Source organism: Segatella baroniae DSM 16972 = JCM 13447, from assembly GCF_000426585.1.
Lineage (GTDB): Bacteria > Bacteroidota > Bacteroidia > Bacteroidales > Bacteroidaceae > Prevotella > Prevotella baroniae.
The window spans coordinates 399,600-424,699 of sequence record NZ_AUFQ01000001.1; the positions used below are offsets into that span (position 1 = coordinate 399,600).

A 25,100-nucleotide genomic window follows, 5' to 3' on the forward strand; every position below is an offset into this window, starting at 1 on the left:
ATAGACGTCATACATCGGTCGAAAGTTGCAGATAAGAGAAATATTTCAACAGCGGCCGCATGAAGGGTGTCAGACGGCGCTCGACGGGCTGATGGGTTCTGTAGTCCATGCGCACGGTGCTCTGCATGACCACCAGGCGGCGCTTGGCGCGTGTCATGGCCACATAAAACTTGCGTGCGTCTTCGGCCATCGACTGCGGATTGCCCTTGCTGAAATAGTTCGGATAGCGGTCTTCGATGGCGTCGAAGATGAGCACATTGTCAAATTCAAGCCCCTTGGCCTTATGGACGGTCGACACGAAGACACGCTCCGTCACGGCACTGCTGCCGCAAAGGTCGGCTTCTTTCAGCGTGTTCATCTCCACCAAGTGGCCTGCCAGCTGCGTCACCGCCATGCCGTCGCGCTCCTCTCCCAGCAGGTCGCGCTCCACATAGCGCAGTATCAGCGGCAACTTCCCCACCTCGTTCATGAGCCCTTCGGCCACCATTCCGTCGTAGAACGACCGCAACACCTCCGTCACTCCAGCCGTGTAAAGTTGTCCACGCGCCGCAAGGTAGCGTTCACGATAGTGCTTGCGCAAGACTTCCACACGTGTGGCGACGCGCTTTTCGGCCATGAAAGCTTGCTGGGCAGGGATGACCTCCATGGCCTTTCGATGGCAATATTCCACCAAACTGCGTGTGGCATTGACGTCGGCGTCGGCCAAATGCGAGTTCTCGCCTTCCAAATGGAGTGCCTGCAGCAGGTATTTCAACTTGTAACTGGGCAGTCCGGGCGCCAACAGCCTTGCCAGTTTCAGGGAGTCGAAATAAGCGGGATGGTGTTCGGCAAGCCTGTAGTCGGGTAGATGACGCCGCAGATTATAGTCCAAGATATGGTAGTCGTAATCGGCGTTATGCCCCAGCAGCACCCCACCCTCCGCATACTCAACAAAACGCCGCAGCGCTTCGGCGGGTGACAACAGCTCATGGCGCTGCCGTTCCTCGACGATGGGATTGACCACATCGCCCAACATGCGGGGAATCTCACGGTCGGTTTGGAGATAAACACTGAATGCCGAGCCGTCCACCACCCTGCCGCCACGCACCTTGACCGCCGCAATCTGCAAGATGTCGTCATGGAAAATGTCGAGTCCGGTGGTCTCCGTATCGAAGATGACAACCGTCTGTCGCCCATAGGCCTCGGCAAACCGCTGCACGTAGGTGGCGTTGTCGAACAACAGAAAGTCGGAGGGCAACATGGCACGGTTGAGCAATGAGCGGACAAAATTGCGTGCGGACGTGTTCGACTCAAACACCCGGAGCCCGCGCAGCAGGCGCGTCCAGGCCAAAAAGTTCGTTTCCGTGGCCAGCACGTTGAGATGTGACAACAACGTCTTCACCTCGAAAGAAGAGAAAATGTCGTCGCCCGACACCTTGAAATGGGGCAAATGCTGTTCCAGCAAAGCCTGACTGACGAGGTCGGCGTCGCGGTTGGCATTCACGATGACCGCCGTCGTCTGGTCGGGAAAGTCATGTGACAGCCGGGCCACAATCTGAGCGGCGTCGAGATATTCCGTTTCTATGACCGTCGAGGGTGCTATCTGCAATTCATTGCCTATCGTAACAGGCTCATAGTCGGTCTTCGGCAGGAGCGAGGCGTCGATGTGCAGAATCTCCTCCGCATAGGTGTTGAAGACATCAAGCAGATACTTGGGGGAGCGATGGTTCACCTGCAACGAATGGATATGCCCACGGCAACGTTGCCGCAGCACGTCGAGCGTCGACAGCTTGGCACCCATGAAAGAGAAGATGGCCTGTTGCGAGTCGCCCAGATACAAGGCGCAGCCATGCGGTTCGGGGCGTTCGGGGCGTGGACCGACCAGGTCGACGATGGCCAGTTGCAACGGATTGAGGTCTTGCACCTCATCCACCTGCATCCAGGGATAATGCGGATTAGCCTCGTTGTCTTTCATCAGTTCGTCATAGGCCATCATCAAGAGGTCTTCAAAGTCGAGCAGCCGGTTCTCCCGCTTGTATTCTTCATACCGACAAGCCAGCTCCAACTTGCGGAGCAGCGCAAGAATGGCTTGCCGCTCCCCCACGTCATAGCCCACATTGCGAGCGGCGTCGCGGTAGAAGTCGGCATGGCGATAGACGTCGAGCATGGTCTGGGCGGTGAACTCCATTTTCTGTACACGGCAAATCACCTTCATCGCTTCGATGTCGTTGCCGTCCAGGCTCTCGGGATGCGCCCGCAAAGCCCGTGGGTGGTCTTGCGCAATCTGATACATGAGGTGCGACAGCTGCATGACCGTGGAATATTCCCGTCGCCGCCGCGTGTTCTGGGCCACCGCCAGCTCGTCCTCACCCGTATAACGGGCTATAATGCTGATGACATCTTCATCGTCGATGATGGACGAGTCGGCCGCGACGAACCCATTGTCGAAGAGGTATTTGGCGCAGAACCGGTGGACATTGCCGATGAACAGCTCCCCGATTTCGTCCTGGCCAATTGTCTGTCCTATGCGGTCGCGCATACCTCGGGCGGCGCGGTTGGTAAACGTGAGGCACAGCATGTCGCGATAAGGTACGCCGGCAGCGTGCGCGCGGTGAATGCGCTCGGACAATATCTGCGTCTTTCCACAGCCGGGCGAAGCCAGAACAAGGTGGAAACCGCTCTGCGCGTCAATGACTTCCTGCTGAAAGGTATCGGGATGAAACATATTTGTAGTCTATATATGATAAGGTGGACGTCTTTCTGTCGCCAGCGGCAAGCCATTTCAACCGGTGGCCATTTGCCGTCGTTTCATATCCAGCCTTTTATTTCCAGCCTCAAATGTACAGTTTTTATTTAGGACAGATATAGAAAACATGTTAAAAACAAGGATTACGAGGACAAATAACGTAAAAGGGAATGCTGCCGCCATACTTTGACACGCCGAAAGCACAGCGAATGGAAGCAGAAAGAAATGAGGAGAATGGTTATATTCCTCTTCCTCGCTTCTTCTTTTTCTTGGCTTGATTTCTGAGTTTGTGCTGCCATGCCGTTTCGGCATAATCATCACCGTGTGTCTGTGGATTGATAAGTCCACCTGCTCCCGAAATCATTTCTTCGGCTGCATTCAAGGCAGTGCTTGCAACATTTCCTACAGCTTGTGCAATAGACGAATTGACATTTGTATTTTTCGGCGGTGTGTACGAACGGCTGGGAGGAACAAGTTGATAGCCTGTATCCGGTTGAGTTTTATTCTTTGCGGTCTCGTGCGTCATTGCGGGAGTTTTTGTTATCATCTCCTTTAATTCGGCTTTATTAGCTATCTCAAAGTTCTTTTGCAAAGAGTGGTAGCCGAACTCCCTGCCGATTTCGGAAGCCTTGAAACTTTGTCCACCAAAGGAGAACTTCAAACCATAGACTTTTCCCTGCTTGTTTTTCATGCGCTCTATGATAATGTTGCTCTTATTCAATTCGTAGAGAAACATGGAGTGCCCTGATATGCCACCGCCTTTATATTTATCCAACAAGGCATAACAAATCTTTTGTACCTGCTGCTTTGTTTGCTCTCTCGTAGGATTGGATTTTGCTTTCTGATACATCCTTTCCACCTTTACTTCCTTTGCAATGGTCAAGCCTTTCGAGCGGCTGATTTCCTCCGCCACTCTTGCCGCCCTGTTGCTCACAAAAGTGGTATCATAGACCTCTCCGTAAAGGCTGATGCGGTTGGCAATAATATGGATATGCCTGTTGTCGGTATCCTTGTGCGTTACTGCGACCCATTGGTGGTTGTCAAGTCCCATTTGTTTGGCAAACAGATGAGCTATCCGCATGAGTTCTGACACAGGTAGCTTTCTTTCATCCTGTGGTGCTATACCGATTTCGATGCGGAGGAACTTGTTTCTGCATCGTGTGTTGTAATCGCTGACCATCTTCATTTCCTCGTAGATAGCCTTCGGTTCTCCGCTGCAAAGATTATGGAAGACAAGCCGACTGCCAAGCTTTCCCTCTCTGAAAATATAGTCTAAAGCCGTACTTCCGTGTGCTATCGCCTTACATTTTCCTATCATTCTCCATCAAATTTAAGAGTTTAATTGCCCTTTCTTCAATACGGTATTTGGGATTAAAGAAACGCTTAAATGCTTCCCTTGCCAAATAAGAAAGACTTTGAGTAACCAGTACCCACGCATCATCCTTTATCTTGATAAGGTTGGAAATGTGTGAGAAGAAATAGGCTGTTCGTCTGAGTACTTCGATGGCTTCCTTTTCATTGGTGGTCATTTTGGGAACAGCTATTACTTCTCCATTAAGAAGTATCTCACGGCAGTAGTCTGAGAACTTCCGTCCTGTGCTTTCCGCCTTTGACTTGATACGCTGCTTTTCCTCTAAAGTACATCTTACCTTGATGAACTCCGTCTTGTTCATCCGCTGTTCTTCCTTATTTTGTTGCTGCGACTTGGCAGTCTTTCCTTTGTATCTGTTCATATAAGTTCCTTTGAGAGTTAATCATTAGATGATTTGTTGTTGCTTAATTTGAGAACACTGACCGATGAGAACAGAGTGATTACGGTCTAATCTCCCCGATAGTCTGACGAGGGGAGCAAGCGCAGTTTGTGGGTACAAACTGACGTCTTGCAATGTCAGCTAACGTTCCGTTTACGCATAAAGCGTTTTGTCGTCCAAAAATGAATGCCGTGCATTCAGTATCTAACTGCGTTCGTGGCGTTCCCACCATTCTGTGTTTTTAGCAAAAGTTCGTTGCCTTACTCTCTGAAAAGTGTCGAGGGTTTTGGATGAAAGGGACATCCTTTTTCTGAAAACCCTCGACTTTTTTATTGCGGTTCACAACTTCCTCCATTTTTCTATATCCTCACCGTATTCCTCTAAATGGATACGCACAAGGTTTTCGATGAAGCTCGACACGTTGGCTCCCTTATCACCCAACCTACGGACAATGAAGTCGGCACGCTCCTGTGTCTCTCTGCTCAGATAGACCGCTTTTCTCTCGCTTAGCTTTGTCGGAACGAGGAACGCTTGCTTGTATGCTTCGAGTGTTTCTTTTCTCATCTTGGCACTGATGCGTCTTTGAACAGTTGTGTTCTCTGTATGCAGTGCAGGCTCGGATGGCGTGGCATGCTCTATGGCATGTTCTGCTTCTTGTTCCTTTTGCCCTTGAATAAGTTTCATTCCCCTTGCCCAGAATTCAGAGACAGTTTGTTCACTTGAATTTTCAGCTTGACTGATACCAAAAGTTTTTCCTATGAAACGATCTATTTCTTCCATGTTTCTTTTTTCCTTGTTCATCACTCTATTTTATTTTAAGTTTGACTTGTTTTATTTTATTACTTGTTGTTTGAGATTTATGCTGCTCACGGACACGGCTGACATGAAAATCGTTGAGGTCTTTGAAGTCTTTATAATACACTGCCATATCTTCTACCTTAAAACCTGCATTTACAAATTCCTGCACTGCTTTTCGCCCTGCATCGTCATTGTCAAGAAAAGCACGAACGGAGGTTATATTCCTCTCGTTCAGGTAGTGAATGCTTCTTCCAATGTTGCTCACAGAGTTCATCACGAGGCATTGGTTGGCTACTTTCTCTTTCATTGAAAGAAAAGAAAGAAAGTCCATAAAGCCCTCAAACAAACAGACTGGTTTTGCCTTGTTCTCAAATATCGAGGTAATGTCCTTCGGGGCAACCGTTCCCTTGAAAGTCTTATCATCACGAAGCTCATACCCACCCGAAGAATTGGCAAAGCCGATGGCTTCATATCTTCTTCCTCTTACCTCGTAACTGATACATTTGAGAAAGGGTGTTGCCTTTTCTAAATCAATACAGCGTTCCTTTTTGAGATACTCTTGCAGGTACGGCGGCAAGGTGTCTGATAGGCATATCAGTCTCCTTGTACCGCTTACTTGTCTTGTAGTTGTCTGGTTGAGACCAATACGGGGTTCAGTCTTTGAATAGCTGTGCGCTATATGCTCTAAAGCGTTCTGCCCCAAACGGCAGATGGCTTCCGAGAGCGTACAGCCTTCCAAACGCATACAAAGGTCAATGATGCTTCCGCCCCTGCTTTCGGCATAGTCTATCCAAAGGTTCTTTTCCATATCCACCTTGAAACTCGGATGTGTTTCCTCCCTGAGCGGTGAACGGTACATTGCATAGGTCGGTGTCTTGTGGACAGGTCTGATACCTTTCCTTTCGAGATACTCCACGATGGAATATCGCTTGATAAGTGATAAATCTTCTTCTTTCATTGTTTTGATACTTTAATGGGTTGAATGATAAATATTTATGTTTGTCTGTTTTATGGTTTTACCGTTTTCAAAATTTTTCCCCTCCAAACTTTTTCATCTTTCTTCTTACTACATACTATTTTGTGATAAGTAATTGATAATCAGTAGTACTTTGTGATATAGGACGATACTACACATTCTACTACATTTGGCTACTACAAGTTTGAAGGAGTGGGCAGGGCAAGATTTTTCTAATCTTGTAGACATAGATGGAGCTACCTCCGTTTCTTCGTTTGCTCACCTTTATATATCCTGTTTTCTTCAAGGCTTCGCCCATACGCTTGGCAACAAGTGGCTGGTGGGTATAAATATCCAAATAGGTGAGTATCTCCGTAGTGGTCATTAACGAATAGCTTTCATCCTCCGCTGGTTTCTCGAAGCAACGCAACAAAAGTTCCATCTCTGCGGTCTGTACTTGAAAGTCTTCACTCTCCCTGTATAGCTCGGCTATCTCATCATCATCAAACCAATAGCGAAAACCTGACTTTAACAGAGCTTTGGCTTCAGCATAGACATTGTCCATTGAAATACGCTTGGCTTTCTCTATGTCTATGGAAAGAACTTCAAAGGGCAGGAACCGTCTGCAGCCTGTCGGGTCGGTAAGAAAGTCGTTGCCGTTCACCGATGCTACGAAGCTTGCCAAGTGGGGATGCTCTTCCATGTACTTGTCGTAGGGCATGCGGTACTTGACCATCGGACAGGTGATGAGGTTTTTCAGTTCGTTCTCGTCCCGCTTATTGAGGGCTTTTAGTTGGTCGTCTATGTTTACGATAAGATTCTGACCGATATAGGTGAGTGTATCTTTCTCCTGTGGGTATATCTTGCCCGTATAGCTGTAACCGTGCAGTTTAGGTGGACAGAGTAAATCGAGAAACGTTGTCTTGAACTTTCCCTGCTCACCTGTCAGTACAAGACAGGTGTGGTTACGGCACTCGCGGTCGTCCATTGCGTTGGCGACCACCGCCACAAGCCACTTGGTAAGGTACGGCAACCACTTTTCATTGTTGCGGACAACAACGCAGCTTGCCAAATCGAAAATTGTTTTCGGTGAAAAAGAAGATACATTACTATCCCTGCAACCGTCATCATCACAGCTACTGCTATCACCTATATCTATCAAGGGCAACTCTTTGAAATACTCTTGCACAGGGTTGATACGGGGAGAAAAGCTACTCTCGATGATGGAATACAGGTTCTCGGAGGAAGTTGATATGCCTTCCTCGCAATCGAGTTCCCTACGGAGCGTGTTGATTTCATAACGACCAACCTTTGCAAAATGACTACAACTCCTATTACGGTATTCTGTTCTGTCCAAAACCGTGTTGTATCTGAACTCGTAGTGCATGGAGAGGTAGGCTTCTATCTCTGCATTCTTGGACGAGCTACCCCTGCGATTGTGATTTTGCTTGTCGTTTATATTGCCTGCATCTGCTTCTCTTTTCATTATTTCCTTGAATTGGTTTCCAAGAGTGAAGTTAGGGTGAGAATGCGTAACTCCCAATCATTCAGAGACTTCTTGCATAATATTGCATCTGTTTGCTGCTAAATTCTTAGGGAAGCAAGTCAAAAAGAAGGGCATTTATTGCCTCATTAAGCAAAAATCGGGTGGTAAGAAGAAAAGATTGGCCGAAATATCGATGTCGTCGTTGGCTTTCAGATGCAGTCGTTTGCTTTGATTATCTTGTTAGCCTCATTTGGATAGTGACGAGAATATCAATCTGTCTGTCTCTTTTGTCCCTGTAACAGCGCCACAAGCTGCCACTTGAATGAAAAGTGATGGAATAAGAAATATCCAATATTAATTTTGCATAAGACAAGCTGCGCTCGGCAAAGGATAAGTGAACTTTCCTCTGCACTCGCTTGCATTGTCTTTGCAACAAAAGAAAAAAGACGGGGCAGGAAAACGCAAATGCGAACCGATGATGCGGATTGCCCCTTTCCTTATTCTTCCCGATACTTCCCTGCTGTTCCCCACGGCTTTGAGAGGCGCACGCACTCCATTACCTTTGCCGATGGAAACAGGACAGAACTGAAATAACAAACAATAACAAAATATGATTATGAACTATTACGTCATTACGGAAACCAATTGGGCAAAGCTTCGGGATGAAATCTTGAGCCTTGCAGAATGCTGCCACAAGGCATTCGGAGAGAAGAGTAAACACACGGACTGGCTGCACAACGGCGATGTGTGCCGACTGCTGAACATCAGCAAGCGCACCTTGCAGCATTATCGGGATACGGGTGTGCTGCCGTTTACACAAATCGGACACAAGTGCTATTACAAGCGCGAGGATGTGGAAGCATTGCTTCTTACGAAGTCGAACAAACCTAAAAACAGACAGATATGATGGAAACAGCAAGAGATTTGAACATGGAGACGGACGAGATGCAGTTGGTCGTCTCGGCATTGAGAGGTGTAGGGAAACGGATTGTGGAAGTGGCACAGACACACAAGCCACTCTTTGCAGGCGAACTTTTCCTCACGGGCAAGGAAGTGTGCGAGCGACTGTATATCAGTCCTCGCACCTTGCAGAACTACCGCGATAGGAAGGTTATTCCCTATACGCAGTTTGCAGGGAAAATACTCTATAAGGCTTCTGACTTGGAGAAGCTTTTGAAAGAAAACTATAAGCCCTAAAATACATTATAAAAACTATGTGTTGGATAATTTTATAGGTTTCTTTCCGGGAAATAAATTATAAACATATCTTTGCAGGAAAGATACTCCCTAATGGATATTTGGAATAAGGAAAAGAGGTCAGAATGCATGTCAAGAATTCGGTCAAAGAATACAAAACCGGAATTGGCATTGCGCAAGGCTCTCTTTGCAAGAGGATTTCGGTATCGTGTAAACGATAAAAAACTACCAGGGAAGCCTGATATTGTTTTACCAAAATATAAAACGGTAATCTTTATACATGGCTGTTTTTGGCATGGACACGAGGATTGTAAATATGCCTACATTCCGAAAACAAATACAAAATTCTGGATTGATAAAATCACCTCAAATGCTGAAAGGGACAAGGTTAATGCCGAAAAACTTACGGCTTTGGGTTGGAATGTATTAGCGGTTTGGGAGTGTGAAATAAGACATACTCACAAACAGAACCTTACGCCATTAATTGATAGAGTTGAGGCGGAAATACTCGTAAACATGACGAAGAAAATTTCTATGAAGTTTTATCAAGAACGCGCAAACGAAATCTAATTATTGCTGAAAAACTCGTTGAATATAAGTCTTTAAAAGACTAATTCAAATAATCTTATCGCCAAATCTATTAGTTCCCAAGTACTTTTCAAAAACATAATCTATAGTTACATCTTTTTCAAAATGATGACGTAGCATTTTTACTCTTTCTTCATAGGGTATTCCTCCGATATCAGTCCATTTTCTAGGGAAACCTAATTCTTCTTCAATATCATCGAATGATTTCCCGCCTGCTGTGATGATATATACAAAATATTCTACAGGATCAATGATGTGGCCAAAGGTTTTAAAGCAATCACTAATAAGCTATAGTAATAAAACAAAATATTTTTTACAAGCAGTAATAACATCATCTTTGGGAATTAGACCATCAATTTTTTCGTCTAAAAAATAGTCAAAAAAATATTGTACTTGCATTTGATTCTCTTCATCACGAAATATTCTTCCACTACTTAGTGGATAACACCCAACTTTTTGAGATAGATTTCGGACTTCTACAAAATACTTGGCTAAATCATTTTGTTTTAATATGTTTTGGTGTTGTTCATACCAATTTTTGAAATCAGGAATGCCCTTCATTGCAGCTTGCAATGAAAAAGTTATACTTCGCGAGGCACTTGTAAAAGCACTTAAATAAAATCTTGCGCCCAAAAAAATATCTTGATTGCGTGTTGATTCCTCTAATTTAGATAAGAAAAAGTCTGTTTCTTTTATTTTGTCTTCTACTATCCCAAAACTTCTCATTACACTTCAATTTTCTGTAAACCCGTGTTTTTTCAATTTTTCTAAATTCAGGTAGAACGTATATCTTTTACGGTCATCCAATGTTTTTCGTCCTTGTAAAACATCATTCATCACTTTCCACTTCCAATCTTCCAAAATACGTTTACGTCTGTCCCAATCAACCATTTTTCGAATTAATTCCAAAGTAATTTCGGTTGAAGCTGTATTATCGTTTTTACTATGGATAGTCTCTGTAATTGATTCTTCTTGTACTGCTAATCTGTCAGCTTCTTCTAATAACTCTATATTGTGCTGGCAAACTTTCTCAAAAACTGCCATTGCTCTACTGCGGTCAGAATCATTAAAATTTCTGTTATTCTTGACTTTGTATGCCGCGTCGCTTGCTGTCGTCTGTTGATTAATCGACAAAAAGCCAGAATCACGTCCCCACTTTTCAATCTTTTTCCACAAAGCAAATGGAATTGAGCGAATAATACCCTCTTCGTGTTGAGCTGTCTTCTCTTTATTTTCATTATCAGCTACTGTATTTCGTTTTGGTGGATTGGTTTCGTCTATCAGTTCGGTTTTTATATCATTGGCATTGAAAGTCCAAGAATATTTTTTGACTTGCTCCCAACACTCCTCTTTTTTAGCCCATTCAATGTAGTGTGTTACGGGAGAATTATCCAAAATGAACTGATTTACTTGTTTCATCAAATCATAAATACAATCGGACAATGCTTGCGATATTTTCTGATTTTTCCATATTTTAAACAAATCTAATTTATCGTTTGTTAAAATATTTAATAACGACAGCGTATAAGGTACGACTACTTGTCGCAATTCACCAATATTGTAATCGTTTAGCTTTGTTCCATAACGTTTTTCTGCAGTTTTAAACAAAATGCATTTTGCAATTGCATCTTCAAAATACACATTATTGATTTTCTTAATATTATCTGGAATATTATTATTGATAAACCTTGCATAGTTTTTTTCGTTTCCTCGCACTACAATATTTGGACTAATTACTAATTTCCTGCCATCGTATATTTCTTGGTATGCATTTATATATTTTGCAAGTTCTACCTTGGAGAACATCTGATTTTTTGGGTATTTCAGGTCGAATGCTTTTTGGCGTGATTTGGTAAACCCTTCTCTGCTTCGCAAAGTTTTGTACTGTCCACGTGCACGTTCGAAAAACCAGCATGTCTGCATATTGCTATCACTTGTTATTGGCGACAATATGTGACGAGATAGTTTTTCAAAAGCAACCAAAGCGGGATTATTCGCCGAAAAGTCAGCATCATTAACTTTGTTTTGAGTGTTGGCATAACGAGAAATGCGAGACACAATTTCACTGTATTGGTCAGGTTTTTCAATAATTGAAAATTTTACTTGTACAAAAATGTTTGAAATATCCGCTTTATCTTTCTTTGCGGTGTTGTATATTGAGGCAGTTGTCTGTCCTCCGTTTACAATTTGTAGATTACTGATTTTTCGTATATAACGATTGGTTTTGTCAAGCACCAGATGGTCGGCAGTAGCGGCAATACCATTGTTGAATGCGAAGAACATATGTGGTTCTGTTTTAATAGTATCACGTATGCCCTTGTTTATTTTACCTGTGAATTGCAGAAATGAGCGTACATTTTGTTCTAACAACCGTGCCCCATATTTTTCATAAAGTTTTGCCAAACAAGTACCAGGGATGATTGCAATGTACGATTTATAATCGGGGTTATCAGTTGGAGCAGATAAACAGGGAATTTCAAATTTTTCACCTTCAAAATCCTCAAAATCAAGTTCAATTGGCACACGAGACTGTTCTGAAATTTTATACAGATAATTTGTATCAGTTACCTTGTAAAACATATTGTATCCGCAAATAGTTGCACTCTGCGGAAAATCGCCTTTGTATTCACCGTTAGTAAGGATTATAACATTTACCCGAACAAGATTGTCTTTTAGCTCTTGAAAATTAGCTAATGTATTGGCAAATTCAAAAATTGGCGACGATTCAGCAACTTCATTTGCATAGTCGTTGTAGATGGCTTTACGGAAAAAGTTTGTGATTCGTTTTGTGGCTGTCTCTATATCGGCTTTTGAAATGCTTTTTATTGCCTCGGAATTGTCAAAAATAGAGATAAATAAATCGACTGTTTCGTAATTGTCCGATATTGCGTAGGCATTTATTTTATGCTGATTGCGTGTGCCTAGTGCTTTTTCATCATAGGCAATGGCGGCATTTTCGGTTTCGCCTGCCTCTGCAAGCATTTCAACGGCAAGGCGTGTAAATGTCTGTTCTTGTGTATCGCCTTCTTCGCTACCTGCCTGCAACGAAACAATATCCGACAATAATGACTGATAGAATTTATTTATTTCATTCATGATTGTTTAAGTGTGTTGAATAGTTGATTTTCAGAAACTAAATACTCATCGCACATTGCAAGAATGACAGCGTATCTTACATCGCTTACACCACTGCGAAGTTCATTCTCTCTAATGCGAGGAAAATTATTTTCAACTTTGTAAAAATTCTCGCTGCGGATTTGGTAAAACTTGTCCTGATAAAACGGTTCATGTCTATCCAGATATCCGGCTTCAAACAGTTTGGCATTAAAAAGCGACAAAGCAGGTGTGTCATTTTCGAGAAACTTACGAATTTCGGAAATTTTTTGGCAAAGCGTTTGTCCGTTACCGTTTGAAATCTCGACTGAAAGATGAAATAAAAATAGATTGTTGAGCAAGGTTTCGTCTAACTGCCTTTCTCCGTTGATGGTTACTGTCTGCGGATTATTGGTTGAGGTAGTTTTGACTTCCACTGCCCAACTATTGTCCTGAAAATCGCGTAATGCCCTATCAACACCAACCCAAGTGTTAAGCACACTATTGGGTCTGTTATTGAATTGTGCTAAAAATTTTCTCAAAAAATGTAATTCACCGAAAAGTCCTTGTTGCTCATCAGGTGTTAAACCTGTCGAACTGTTTTTATCAAAAAGCATTTTCCATTTTTCCAGCTGATTGACAATAGTCCGACTTATTTTCTCTTCGGTATTCAGAGTAATAACCGACTGTATCAGGTTTTTACACAAAATAGCGAAAACATCTCGGTTGTTAGGGTGTAACAATTGGATTATCAATAGACGAGAGTTTGGGAAAGTGGTATCGGCTAATAACATAACTTTCAATTCTCTCAAATTGACGAATGAAGAAATATCCATGTGTATATTGTTACTGAAAGTAAATGCTATGCCATAATACATTTCAGGGTACTGAAATGTAGCATAAACATAAAAAGGTATGTCGCTTGAATATAGGCGTTTAACCAATCCGGTATTCTTCTCTTCCTCCAACGTTTTCCACAATTTGGATATGTGATTACTATTCGTCATAAACATTATCGTTTTCGTTGTTAAATAAAATCTCTGTTTCTGCAAATTCTGCAACCTGATTTACTGCGTATGAAATTGCAATGTTGGTACTGCTGCTTGGAAACGATATTACAAAACCAATAAATGGATCGTCTGTTTTGCTGTACGAAATCGTGCCATTTTGTATATTTCCATGTTTATCCTTGACATTTGCACATTCAGGATTAAGCGGATAAATCAGCAAAAGCGGATTTGTACGCGGGCGGAATTCTTGTCGAACAATTTCGGGTGCAGGATAATCTTTGTCCCAAACTCTGTTTAGCTCTGCCTTTCGCTGCCGTGTCCGTTCCAATGCTGCGTTTATCAAATCTTCGTCCAAATCAATAAATTCATCGGTTTGATTTCCAACAATGTGATTTTTACGAATGTAGTAAGTGTTCCAATTTGTATCTTCGGCGCGGTTACGGTCAAAACAGCCCGCTTGTATGCTGCTTGAAAATGTATACTGTACTGCAGGTTGATTTTTATTCATTACAACTACACTCCATGAGGTTAATTCGCCCTTTTTCACGAGTTCCTGAATGTAATTACTAATCATATCCAGATCAACTTTTTTTAGACTATCGGCAACTTTGAATTTTGAGAGATAATCACAAACATCATCGGGCGAAACATTACGCCACAAATAATTGTTGCCTTTCTTTTCCGGCATTCCTTGTGCTGAAATAAAACTGTCAGTTGCAATCAAATTTCTTTTCTTAATGCCTTTATCCATTGGTAGTTGATAGCTTTCTATCAATCTGCCCGCCCATGAAACGGAAATCTGTTTTGCATAGCGCATTTTTGAAACAGAAGTAATTTGCAGACTGCCAGGGTGGGTGCGGACTTTTAAAGCGTAATTTTCCGGTGTTCCTCCCGATTCAGCCAAATAGTTAAATTCGCCTCGCAACTCCTCACTTGCAATAGTTATGTGTCTGAACCATTCATTCAGCTCTTCGCTTGTGAATAAGCGACACAAATCAACATATCCGGGGCGATATCCAAACCAACGCCCCATTTGCATAAGTGTATCGTACATTTTTGAGGCACGCAAGAAGTAACTTACCGAGAGTCCTTCCAAGGTTAAACCTCGTGAAAGTTTATCCCCGCCGATAGCGATTACTGAAATTCCGTTCTTTTCGTTTTCGTAGTAAGTCAAACAATCGCCCGAAGTTCCGTTAATTGATTTTACTTCAATCTTCTGTACTGCCTTAAAAAGCACAGGTTTGATTTCTTCCCACGAGTGTACAGATAAATTTTTGTCAATATCGCTAAATTTTGACTCTTTTATTTCGTTGGTTATAGTTTTGTATGATTTGTAATTTGCTGTGTCATCTTCCAAAATCTTACGAAATTCTTCATAAATAGCAGTGTCGCTCGCTTCAATCTCGTGTTTGTAATAATTGAAAAGATTTTCGACTAACTCTTTTATGTGGTTTTGCCACATTTGAAAACGAGAAATATGAATGAGCATTGAATTGTGTTTTGTACCCTGCCCCCTGGCTATTCGGATAGCGCAAGTAACGATAAAACATTTTACTGCTATTCTCAGAGATTCAGGAATATCTTCGAATTTTGGTTTGTCATCATCTTTTTTGTGTCCTTGTGGCACAAAAAAATCATAATCTTTTATGGGATAGACTATTGGAAGCAAATCGCTGTTTGTATCATCTGGAATTATAGAAGTACCGAAAACCTTTTCGGGACCAATATAATTTGTTGGGGCAGGAATATTAATGATAAAGTCACGTGGAAACAAATCGTCCTCGTTCTGCGGAATAAAAATGTTGGCAAATGGCGTTGCTGTATAGCCAACATAAGCAGAACGATTGAATAGAGAAATTATGCTGCAAATATTTCTATTTATCGTTGTAGGGTCCAATTCTTTACGATTGGTATTGATAGAGGCATTGTCTGCTTCATCGTCAATAATAAGCAGAGATTTGTTTGTGATTTTTTCATTTATGGTCTGGGTTTGCAACCACTTGTACAAACGGGTTAAAACAGAAGCATTTTTCTTTACAACTAATAGAATTGGCTGTGGTGCATTGAAATTGAAGCCTGCCGTATTGGTTGCTCTGCTTGTGAAATCACCTTTTTCCAGACTTGTCGTATATGAATTGGCTATAGCATTATCAAAACCAGGAATAAGTCCAACTCCGATTTTTGTTGTATTATTCATTGTGTAGGCTCTTTCGTATTGCGTATCAAAGCCTAAAAAACCTTCGTCTATGCGGTTCTGTGTTTGGCTTCGCAGATTATTGTGAATACCTGCCAAAACGATGATAAGATTAAACCCTGCGTCAGCAGCTTTGCAAATAAGCCCTGTATAATTAGCCGTTTTACCTGATTGAACTTGTCCTACAACAAGTCCTTTTTTCGAGATTTGAATTTCATTGCGTTGAGGGTTAAAAAGTTTGTCCAAGACTCTGTCGGTCAGCTCATCCAATTGCAAAATTACACTTGGCGCAAACTTTTTATGCTTTTCCAAATATTCTGCATAGCGCATCCAAAACTCCCACTTTGACATCTTGTTTGCCCGAAAATCTTTCAACCAAGGCTCGCGGCGTTCTCTGCCTTCCAAAATTTGGAATGCATCAATCTTAACGCTATACATTGAAAGTAAATCGTTTTTCAACTTTACAGCATCAACGTCTGGATAAATCATTTTTGCCTTAATGGCCGCTTCGTTTATCTCGCTGTCAGTAACACTTGCTTTTCTGCCAATTATACTCTGGCATATCTCTATCGCTACTTGGTAATTATCATTCATTTATAGTTGCTCGATTAAGTCTTCGTAATTGTTAAATGGCTCCTGTATTTTCAACAGAGCTTTTGCTTGTGCAGGCGTTTTACCCTGGCCAATTTGATTATTGTACATTACAGCAAGTACCTCTTTTATCAGATTTGTATTAACATCAGAAAATGGTGTTTTCTGTTTTTCTTCACCTTGTGCTTCGTTAATATATATAGTTTTTGTAGGGATTGCTTCCTCTAAAAACCTCAACAGTTTTTCAATTGCTTGTTCTGGTTTTTCCTTTGCCAAATCTTTCAAATCCTGAATCATTAAATGTTCACGATTAACCACAAATGACCATTTATTATCTTTTTTCTTCTCCAGCCAAAGCGGTTGAAAATTTTGTCCAGCTCGCTGCTTCAAGATTTTACCTCTGTGTCGATAAACCTCCGAACCAATGGCACGTATGGTTTTTGCATAAGAGAGCAACTGTTCACGACAAACTGCGGGCGGATATGCTTTTGATTTTTTAATGTCAATTTGCCATTCGGTATCAAGTTTATTTGGCAAATCAATTTGTATGCGGACTAACTTGTAATGTTCTTCTTTGCGGAATAGCCCCAGCCAATCGCCTGCCAAAAGTAAGCGTTTGCCGCGATAAATATAAAAACCTTGTTGTGCTGGATATCCGTTTATTCCCTCAGCTCTTTTGTATTCTTGCTCTGACGAGAAATTATTTTTGTGTGGCAAAACATATCCTTTCATTTTGGCTCCACCGTTAATATTCTCGCTAGGTTGTTCTTGTGTTTTATTTTCGTTTGGGCAAAACGGATTCCAAGCTTCGATTTCATGTTCGCCCCAATATATTTTGATTGTTTTATCCTCGATAAAGCGATGGAAGGTCATTGCAATATGCTTTTTTACTTTATCCAAAGCATCAGAAAATCGGCGTTTCGCATTTTCGTCGGCTTCAAGAGTATTTGTTGGCAAAACTCTATCTAAATCTGACCATACAACGAGTGTTCCAGACAATAAGCTTTCTAGTTCTCCTTTAAGTTCTTCTGGCATCCATTGTAATAGTTCCCATTTATCACTTTGAGCAACATAATCCAAATCCCACGACCAAAAGGCGGAAACATAATCTTTTCGTTTGCTTAGTACAGAAAGTTTGCGGCATTGAGAAAATGAAGCCGTCTTTAATCCTAATCCAAAACGCCCTAAATCATTTTCAGAGCGGTCAGATAAGGGGTTTTGTGCACCTGGTCGCATCGCTTGGATTATCTCATTACTATTCATACCATCTCCATCGTCTTTTATTGTAATAATAGACTGACCACCTCTCCATATACGATTTATATAGATATTGCGAGCATTGGCAGAAATGGAATTGTCGATAATATCCGCTATAGCAGTTTCAAGATTGTAGCCGATTGCTCGGAATGTTTCTATCATTGAGGCGGCTTCAGGGGTTGCTGCCGCTTTCTGGTATTTTGAGTAATCCATAAATCAATATTTTAAGAATTATTATTTATGGATTTCAGCTCTTTGTCAGAAACACTCCAATTGATTTGCAATGTTGTTCTGATGTTTTTTGTAGGTTTTATAAATTGTGAAGGGTTGTTTATGAATTCCAATTCTGGTTTGTTATTCAAATTTCGAACTATACATAGAAAATATCTTTTTTTTTGTTTCATAGCAATTTTCCATTCTTTATCAGTAAAAAGAATTCCCCCTGACATATCGGAAATGCCTTTAACTTCTACATAAAATTCGTTTGAGTTAGTATCTGTAATTTTATAGTCATACCCACAACCCAAATCTCGACAATCTGATAAATTTCCTTTAATGGGTAACTGATTTTGAATATAAAAATTATAGAAAAATTCCTCTGCGGCTTTTCCTGTTGGGCATCTTAAAATAAAATTTCCCATTTCTACTTTACTTTTTTCTGTGTGTGTTATGAGATTTACAATATTTTTTAAATCCTCTGTTTCTCTATAGAATGGATTATATAATATGTTGCTGACTATATCCCGCACATCTGGTTCTTCCAATTCATCTAAAATTTCAATCGTTCTGATAATTCTTTTGTCCATTGGTCTTTTCCATCCTTGCCGCCATGGATAAATCGGATCAAATTCATCACGTCGCAATTTAACATAATTTCTCTTGACATTTAACAGGTCAGCTGTTTTATCAAAAACCTCATTAAATGAGTTAAAGCCTAGATTTCCCACTCCTTCTTGATTGAATTTTGAAAGATAAAAGGCTACAATAATGGCTAAAATATTATTATTCATAAGAATATTGTTTTTATTTCTTCTGCAATTTTATGAGCTAAAACTACAGGAACAGCGTTACCTATTTGCTTAAATGCTGCACTTCTGCTACCTTCAAAAAAATAATCATCTGGAAAAGATTGTAGTCTGGCGGCTTCGCGAACGGTTATTGAACGAACATTTTCTATTGTTGGGGAAAGTGTCGGATAAATGTAATAATGTCCATCCATAGCAATATGGGCAACAACTGTATGGCAACACCCATAAGGGTCAACAACCTGAAAACGATTGAGAAATGTTTCCTTATTCTTGTGGTGTTGAAGGTGAGCAGGAATTTTCGAATAATCAATACGTTTCTTTTCGTTCAGCCACATGTCAACTGCCATTTTGTATATTTCGCGGTCGTTTGCATTGTTTGGTCTGGCAATATGCTGTGTTGTAAAATCAAAATCACTACTGCGGATACTTGATTTTTTCAGATATTCCATTTTTGAAAGAGGCTTTGTGTACAGAATTGGTTTGCATAACTGACCCTCTCCATGCTTGCGTTCCGGTAAATCGGAAAATAAATCTTTTAGTACTTCGTAATTATTTTGTTCTATTTTCAGTTCAGGGTAATGAAATTTCGTGCCCTTTCTCCAGCCCACAATAATTACCCTTTGCCTATGTTGTAAAACACCATATTGTGAAGCTATTTGTATATGGTCTTCCATCATATACCCGGCTTTATCTACAAGCCGTTTCAAATCTTCAAAAGGTTGCCCTTTCTTGGCAGTTCGGATACCTAAAACATTTTCAAATACAAACATCTCAGGTTGATAATATTCAAGAAACTTTACATAATACTTATAGAGTTCATTGCGAGGGTCTTCTTCCGCGGCTTTGCCCATTCTTGCCCTGCCTGCCACAGAATAAGCCTGACAAGGCGGGCCACCAATGATAATATCAACCTGCTTATCGCCTTTGAGTTTATCTACCTTTGCAAAAATATTTTCTATGGTACCTTCGCCGATAGTCTCGTGAATAACGCTGTCAGTTATTTCCTGCGGAACTTGCGCCCAAAGTTTGCTGCCATCGGTTTTTTCCTGTTTATTATAAAGATAATCTTTGTATTTTTGTAATTGATTGTTGGCTTTTAACCAATGAAAAGCAGCACGGGTTTTCAGTGTGTCGCAGGCATACTTGTCCATTTCGATATGTGCTAAAGGGGTATAACCTGCCCGAATAAAACCTTCGGACAATCCTCCTGCGCCTGCAAATAAATCTAGAAATGTAAGCATTTCAATGACTTAAAAAATCAACTCTTTATAACTCCTTGATTATAAGCACTTATACAATTAAAAGGGTTATGATTTAATTAGTACTCAAATGAATTCCACTGATTTACTATCGTTTCAAACAACTTTTGTTTTCAATGCAAAGATAGGTAAAATATGCTGTCCTGCCAAAGAAAACAATTGTTTTCTTTGGCAGGACAAACTTTTCAATATAATTTCTGAGAGTTAATTGCCTTGCCGGAATTCTCCTTTTCTTTGACAAAAACAAGTTACACCCTCTGCTTTCATAAACTTTTGCTATCAGGCACAACTCATTCTTAGGCGGTTTCAACATGCAAATGCACCGCCCGCAAAGTTAAAGAATATTTTCGTAAAAACACTCAAAAGGGGTACGAAAATTTAATTTTTCTCTTGGGCGACGGTTTATTTTGTCAGCAACTTTGGTAACAAACTGATGACTGATATTTTCAAAAGTGGATGATTTGGGGATATATTGCCTGATAAGACCGTTCTGATTTTCAATCGAACCTTTTTGCCATGATGAATACGGATCGGTGAAGTAGACCGTAACACCCAATTTTTTTGTAATGTATTCATGACAGGCAAACTCCAAACCGTTATCAGTCGTTATTGATTTAAGGAAAGCTTTATATGGCATTAGTATTCGAACAACCGTCTTTGCCAGTTCTTTGGCTTCTTTTCCTTTGTTCAACTTTCTCATAAACAACATGCCTGTACTTTTTTCAGTAAGGGTCAGTATGGCTCCATGGTTCCCTTTGCCTACAATGGTGTCCATCTCGAAATCACCAAAGCGTCTACCATCTGCTTCTTCCGGTCTTTCGCTTATATTTACCCTATTACAAATAATTGATCCACTGCCACTTACTGGACGTGCCCGGTGTTTAAGTTTATGACGACAGTAAAGATACAAAGACCCTCCATTCTTCTTGTCTGTGCGGATGATCTTGTATATAGTCTCATGAGATATTGACATACCCCGTTCCTTTAAAACTGCCGAAATCTGTTCCGGAGACCACTGTTCTTCCACTAATAGCCGCACTGCTTCATCCTTTATCTCTTGAGAAATGGCGCGGTTGCCTGGTCTTCGTATCTTTCTATAGTCGGCATTTTTCTGGGCAGTCTCCCAATTATAAGTTCCACGGACTCCGCTGTTGCGGTTGATTTCACGAGTAACGGTAGAATGATTAACTCCTATCGAGTCTGCTATCTTTGCCCTGCTCCATCCGTTTTGAATAAAAGTTGAAATTGCGTATCTTTGCTGTGAAGTTAAATGGTTGTACATAAATGTATAATCTGTTACTTAATGAGATAATTGATCTTATTATTTTAATTAAATAATTTTAACACGAGGCTTATAATGCCTATGTTTATGATTTTTTAATACTTACGCTTTGTAGTCTTTTTTATTCAATAGGCTACTGCAAAAAGTCTCTTCCTGTATTATTTATTTGATGTATATCTATCTTTCCATTTCCGTTTCTGATTTCGACCTCACTTTTCGTCCGCTTGTAGTCATCCATCGACTTTTATTCTGCAAAAGTATCGCAGGCAGGGAACACGGCAAACACCGGAATACTCCCTATTGGCGGAAAACCTTTCATGACCCTCCGAAATCATAGATTGCGGTTTCCTGAAAACTTTTACCGGCCAATTCTTTGCCTTAGGTTCCCTTAATACCTGCGATCTTACCTTGCACATAAAAGGTTCGAGATGACGGTTACACCGGAATGATAAAAAAAAGTTCGGGTCGAAGAAACGAAAAAACTATAAAAAGATTGAGAATCGGGATGCCCAGAATAAATAACAACTTCATAAAATAATAGATTATGTCAAACAACGAAATGATTTTAGCAGCATTAGGTTTTTCTAATTGGGACAGTCAGTTAGATGAGTTCAAAACTAACTTCGGTTATGATTGGACAGATGAAGACTTGGACGAAGCGATAGAGGTGGCCGGATACAACACCTCAAATGTGAGAAATTGCCTCATGGAAATACTTTGGCTTAAAGTCGTTTATTACTTTGTTGACACAATGGATTGCAGCCGAGAAATGTTCGACAGCTATATCAACGGATCGCTTGATACCCATTTTTATTACAACGGGACAGAAGTCAAGTCTGAAGAGGAACTTTGGAAACTTGTAAACGCAGCATAAAAACAACTCAAAAATAGGATTTGCAAAATTGTTGAATAGTTTGTACCCTATAAAACAAGATAATGACTGTGTTTCATAAAATGAATATCAAACAAATGAATAAAGAAATTCACTATAAATGCCGGTGTACAGGTCAGAGATTTACATTTAAGGAATGGTGTAACTATTTGAAAGGGAATCCACCAAAGGTTGTGCATACATATAAAGAATTTTGTTTCAATATTGCCGATGTGTGTCTGACACCACATATTAAAATTGATTGGGCTAAAAAAGTCTGTTTCTTTAAGGTTACAACAGCGCAATCAGACAATGGGCGATGGGACTTTGGACTTAGTTATAATTTTTGGACACAAGGCGGTTGCTGTGGTGCAACTTATATTGACACACTAAAAGACGGTTACAATACCGAGAAAGAAGCTGTCTCCGCTGCCTTAAACCGTGTAGAGGAAAATTGTCAACGGGTCATTGACGAAATTCTATTCAGAGACGGTGACCCGAATAATGATGCAAACAAACTCGAAACAAGAGGTTCATCTGCTCTTCCAATACTTAAGGATACGATGAATAAGATTAAGTCTTACAGAAAGTTGTTCAACCCCTGCCAATTAGAACTGTTTTAATTTATAAATAACACATTATGCTTAGGTATCCAAGAATAGAAGTCATCAAGCGAATAATTTATGTTCCGATTTATCGAGAAAGTTACGAAGTGCAGACTATGCGCCCTAACCGACCGATGCAAAGCAAATTTGGCATGAGCAAGACACAAGCCAATGCTTATTCAAAGCGTATGTTGGCTCTTCTGAAAAAGGAAGGATATGATAAAGCCGTATTCAAGTCTGTACTGATTGATTTACGGAAATTTGTTTTATGAAGTTTCCACGCTCCTATATGTCTAATTGTATGGGAGCGTGGTTTTTTCGGTGGGGCTTACCGCCCCACACCCTGATTATGAACCGGCTCCTTTCGGGATTGAATGTCAAGGACATTGCCGGATCCTGTCCGCCGGGGTCGCTTTCACCTTCCGGCACGCCACAGGAAAAAGCTCCCAAAAGCGGAAGGGCAGAGACTTGCAGACACTGCCCACATTGTTGGATATAGAGTACTTACCTTTCTTTCTATATAGCGGCATATCTTTATTGTCGTATTCCTATATTTCCATATTGTCATATAGGTGCATTCTTGTATAGCTGCATATACGTATATATGGCTATACGAACATACATCTATGCGGATTGCCTTGCAGACCTTATAGTAGTACATCCCTTTTCCGTCTCCTACCATGGCACGGCTTGCAGCCTTCTTCAACCATTGTCTTTGAGACTTCCGCTCTTCCTCCCTGACGGTGGAGCCAAGTAGCGAGACTGTATCATGGTATCTCTTACTGTCCATGGACGTTCTCTGACGGCTTACCCCTTTACCTATCCTTGCCCTTCTTCGGCAGCGGCAGCTTTGCTGGCACGACTTCATTCTCCCATGCTTCAGGGCCTGGCAGCGGTACTGTCATTTTCTTTTCCATGCACTCGGTGTGTTTTTCTTGGTACCGGCAGCGGTGACAGCTTCCTGGTCTTGGTTTCATCCTTTCAGCTACCCTTCACTTCAAATCATTCATGGCGTCCTTTTCATTTTTCAGATAAGTCCGACATCCATTTTCCTTTGCAAAGTTAGCGCAAGCGGTGTTCCGCAAGGGTCGCCCTCCGGGACTTGCCTCGTGATTTTTTCAAGTTTTTGGGGTGCGGTTGCTCCTGATCCAAAAACTCTATGGTCGGAGATGAAAAAATAACGGTCATCCCTTGCCTTTGCACACCTTCCTCTTGCCTGCTCCTTTATGCACGTAAAATAAATATCAACTTAAAAAATTACAATTATGAACGCAATGAACAATTTCACAGTTACGGGGTATGTTTGCAAGGATGCAGAAGTTAAAAACTTTGAAAAAGCTGCCATCGCACGCTTCGGTATCATCATCAAACACACAGAACGCAAAGGCAACGAGACCACTACGGTCTCTTCGATCATAGGCCTTGAAACTTGGGTAAAGAACGACGATACGGCTACCTTGGAACTGCTGAAGAAGGGCAAGGAGATTACGGTAGAGGGATTCTTCAAGCCGGAGAACTACACCAAGGACGGTAAGAACGTCACGGTTCTGAAAAACATCGCCACAAAGGTTACCGCCTTTGTCAGGGAAGAAAAGCAGGACGCTCCTAAAGCGAAGAACCGGAAGGCCAAGTAAAAGCCTTACTCCGAAAGACGGGAGACTCTTTAAAAGGGTCTCCTTTTTTCATGTCTGCTGCAATCGCATCTGCTATCACGCCATACGGCGGTGTCCATACCTATCTTTCATGCAAGCAGGCCTACTTCTTAAACCCTCTTGTGTCTTCTTCCGTGCCGGAACTCCATCAGACACAAGACAGCACAGACTTGCCGTCAGAGCTGCTTCGGGAGAGAGGACTATACTTCTTGTGGAGCCTGCCGCCCCACACCCGGCCACGGAACCGGCACACGCCTGAAGGCAAGTGCCGTTCCTTTATATCCGGCTGTCTATACACCCAACCTTTTACCGACAATACATATAGCTGTATATACATATAGGCGTATATACAGCTATACGGACATACGGCTACACACGCTGCACCTGCGGTGCTTGTTTTACATTCACTTATATCTATCTTTCCATTTCCGTTTCTGATTTCGACCTCACTTTTCGTCCGCTTGTAGTCATCTTCGACTTTTATTCTGCAAAGGTATCGCAGGCAGGGAACACGGCAAACACCGGAATGCTCCCTATTGGCGGAAAACTTTTCATGACCCTCCGAAATCAAAGATTACGGTTTCCTGAAAACTTTTACCGGCCAATTCTTTGCCTTAGGTTCCCTTAACACCTGCGATTTAACCTTGCACATAAAAGGTTCGAGATGACGGTTACACCGGAATGATAAAAAAAAGTTCGGGTCGAAGAAACAAAAAACCTAAAAGGGGTGAGAATCGGGATGCCCAGAATAAAATTTT

Annotated in this window: 20 protein-coding genes; 6 read left to right on the forward strand and 14 right to left on the reverse strand. The window is 41.4% G+C overall.

What is annotated here, in order from left to right:
• Positions 1-7: 7 nt before the first annotated feature.
• The 6 genes from K334_RS0101755 to K334_RS0101780 form a co-directional block, all read right to left on the reverse strand.
• The gene (locus K334_RS0101755; protein ID WP_021588917.1) at positions 8-2,704 is read right to left on the reverse strand and encodes a 3'-5' exonuclease; all 2,697 of its coding nucleotides are present in this window, start codon (positions 2,702-2,704) and stop codon (positions 8-10) included.
• A gap of 259 nt (positions 2,705-2,963) precedes the next feature.
• A complete protein-coding gene (locus K334_RS0101760; protein ID WP_025880892.1) occupies positions 2,964-4,043 on the reverse strand; it encodes a relaxase/mobilization nuclease domain-containing protein in 1,080 nt (359 codons plus the stop codon).
• Positions 4,027-4,458, reverse strand: coding sequence for a plasmid mobilization protein (locus tag K334_RS0101765; RefSeq protein WP_025880893.1), 432 nt, complete (start codon positions 4,456-4,458; stop codon positions 4,027-4,029). Before K334_RS0101765 ends, K334_RS0101760 begins: the two co-directional genes overlap by 17 nt.
• 357 nt (positions 4,459-4,815) lie before the next feature.
• Positions 4,816-5,277 carry a DUF3408 domain-containing protein gene (locus K334_RS0101770; RefSeq protein ID WP_025880894.1) on the reverse strand — a complete coding sequence of 154 codons (462 nt, stop codon included), beginning with the start codon at positions 5,275-5,277 and terminating at the stop codon, positions 4,816-4,818.
• Between the two features lie 4 nt (positions 5,278-5,281).
• On the reverse strand, positions 5,282-6,232 hold the full coding sequence (locus K334_RS0101775; protein ID WP_025880895.1) for a DUF8464 domain-containing protein: 951 nt from the start codon (positions 6,230-6,232) through the stop codon (positions 5,282-5,284).
• Between the two features lie 181 nt (positions 6,233-6,413).
• On the reverse strand, positions 6,414-7,772 hold the full coding sequence (locus K334_RS0101780; protein ID WP_248623495.1) for a virulence-associated E family protein: 1,359 nt from the start codon (positions 7,770-7,772) through the stop codon (positions 6,414-6,416).
• Positions 7,773-8,331: 559 nt separating this feature from the next.
• Here K334_RS0101780 and K334_RS0101785 point away from each other — a divergent pair.
• From K334_RS0101785 to K334_RS0101795, 3 genes are all read left to right on the forward strand, one after another.
• Positions 8,332-8,622, forward strand: coding sequence for a helix-turn-helix domain-containing protein (locus tag K334_RS0101785; RefSeq protein WP_014224069.1), 291 nt, complete (start codon positions 8,332-8,334; stop codon positions 8,620-8,622).
• On the forward strand, positions 8,619-8,912 hold the full coding sequence (locus K334_RS0101790; protein ID WP_025880898.1) for a helix-turn-helix domain-containing protein: 294 nt from the start codon (positions 8,619-8,621) through the stop codon (positions 8,910-8,912). The genes K334_RS0101785 and K334_RS0101790 overlap by 4 nt, the downstream gene beginning before the upstream one ends.
• Positions 8,913-9,041: 129 nt before the next feature.
• Positions 9,042-9,482, forward strand: a complete 441-nt coding sequence (locus K334_RS0101795; RefSeq protein WP_238318968.1) for a very short patch repair endonuclease — start codon at positions 9,042-9,044, stop codon at positions 9,480-9,482.
• 306 nt (positions 9,483-9,788) lie between these two features.
• Here K334_RS0101795 and K334_RS13290 read toward each other — a convergent pair whose 3' ends face one another.
• The 8 genes from K334_RS13290 to K334_RS0101835 all read right to left on the reverse strand — a co-directional run bounded on the left by K334_RS13290 (position 9,789) and on the right by K334_RS0101835 (position 21,214).
• On the reverse strand, positions 9,789-10,226 hold the full coding sequence (locus K334_RS13290; RefSeq protein WP_036889739.1) for an Ea47 family protein: 438 nt from the start codon (positions 10,224-10,226) through the stop codon (positions 9,789-9,791).
• Positions 10,227-10,232: 6 nt separating this feature from the next.
• Positions 10,233-12,596, reverse strand: coding sequence for an AIPR family protein (locus tag K334_RS0101805; RefSeq protein WP_025880902.1), 2,364 nt, complete (start codon positions 12,594-12,596; stop codon positions 10,233-10,235).
• Positions 12,593-13,606, reverse strand: a complete 1,014-nt coding sequence (locus K334_RS0101810; RefSeq protein WP_306302559.1) for a PD-(D/E)XK motif protein — start codon at positions 13,604-13,606, stop codon at positions 12,593-12,595. Before K334_RS0101810 ends, K334_RS0101805 begins: the two co-directional genes overlap by 4 nt.
• Complete coding sequence (locus K334_RS0101815) at positions 13,590-16,391, reverse strand: Z1 domain-containing protein (RefSeq protein WP_027444412.1); 2,802 nt, start codon at positions 16,389-16,391, stop codon at positions 13,590-13,592. Before K334_RS0101815 ends, K334_RS0101810 begins: the two co-directional genes overlap by 17 nt.
• A complete protein-coding gene (locus K334_RS0101820) occupies positions 16,392-17,858 on the reverse strand; it encodes an ATP-binding protein (protein WP_025880905.1) in 1,467 nt (488 codons plus the stop codon). It lies immediately after the preceding gene.
• 11 nt (positions 17,859-17,869) lie between these two features.
• The gene (locus K334_RS0101825; protein ID WP_025880907.1) at positions 17,870-18,655 is read right to left on the reverse strand and encodes a protein NO VEIN domain-containing protein; all 786 of its coding nucleotides are present in this window, start codon (positions 18,653-18,655) and stop codon (positions 17,870-17,872) included.
• Positions 18,652-19,914 carry a DNA cytosine methyltransferase gene (locus K334_RS0101830; RefSeq protein ID WP_027444413.1) on the reverse strand — a complete coding sequence of 421 codons (1,263 nt, stop codon included), beginning with the start codon at positions 19,912-19,914 and terminating at the stop codon, positions 18,652-18,654. The genes K334_RS0101825 and K334_RS0101830 overlap by 4 nt, the downstream gene beginning before the upstream one ends.
• 352 nt (positions 19,915-20,266) lie before the next feature.
• Positions 20,267-21,214: an IS30 family transposase gene (locus tag K334_RS0101835; RefSeq protein ID WP_007411771.1), complete on the reverse strand. Its 948-nt coding sequence runs from the start codon at positions 21,212-21,214 to the stop codon at positions 20,267-20,269.
• Between the two features lie 544 nt (positions 21,215-21,758).
• Between K334_RS0101835 and K334_RS0101845 the strand changes: the two genes are divergently transcribed.
• From K334_RS0101845 to K334_RS0101860, 3 genes are all read left to right on the forward strand, one after another.
• Positions 21,759-22,088, forward strand: a complete 330-nt coding sequence (locus K334_RS0101845; RefSeq protein WP_025882272.1) for a hypothetical protein — start codon at positions 21,759-21,761, stop codon at positions 22,086-22,088.
• Positions 22,089-22,183: 95 nt separating this feature from the next.
• The gene (locus tag K334_RS0101850; protein ID WP_154655520.1) at positions 22,184-22,708 is read left to right on the forward strand and encodes a hypothetical protein; all 525 of its coding nucleotides are present in this window, start codon (positions 22,184-22,186) and stop codon (positions 22,706-22,708) included.
• Positions 22,709-23,955: 1,247 nt separating this feature from the next.
• Entirely contained in the window at positions 23,956-24,324 is a 369-nt protein-coding gene (locus tag K334_RS0101860; RefSeq protein WP_004345305.1) for a single-stranded DNA-binding protein, read from the forward strand.
• The last annotated feature ends 776 nt before the right edge of the window (positions 24,325-25,100 follow it).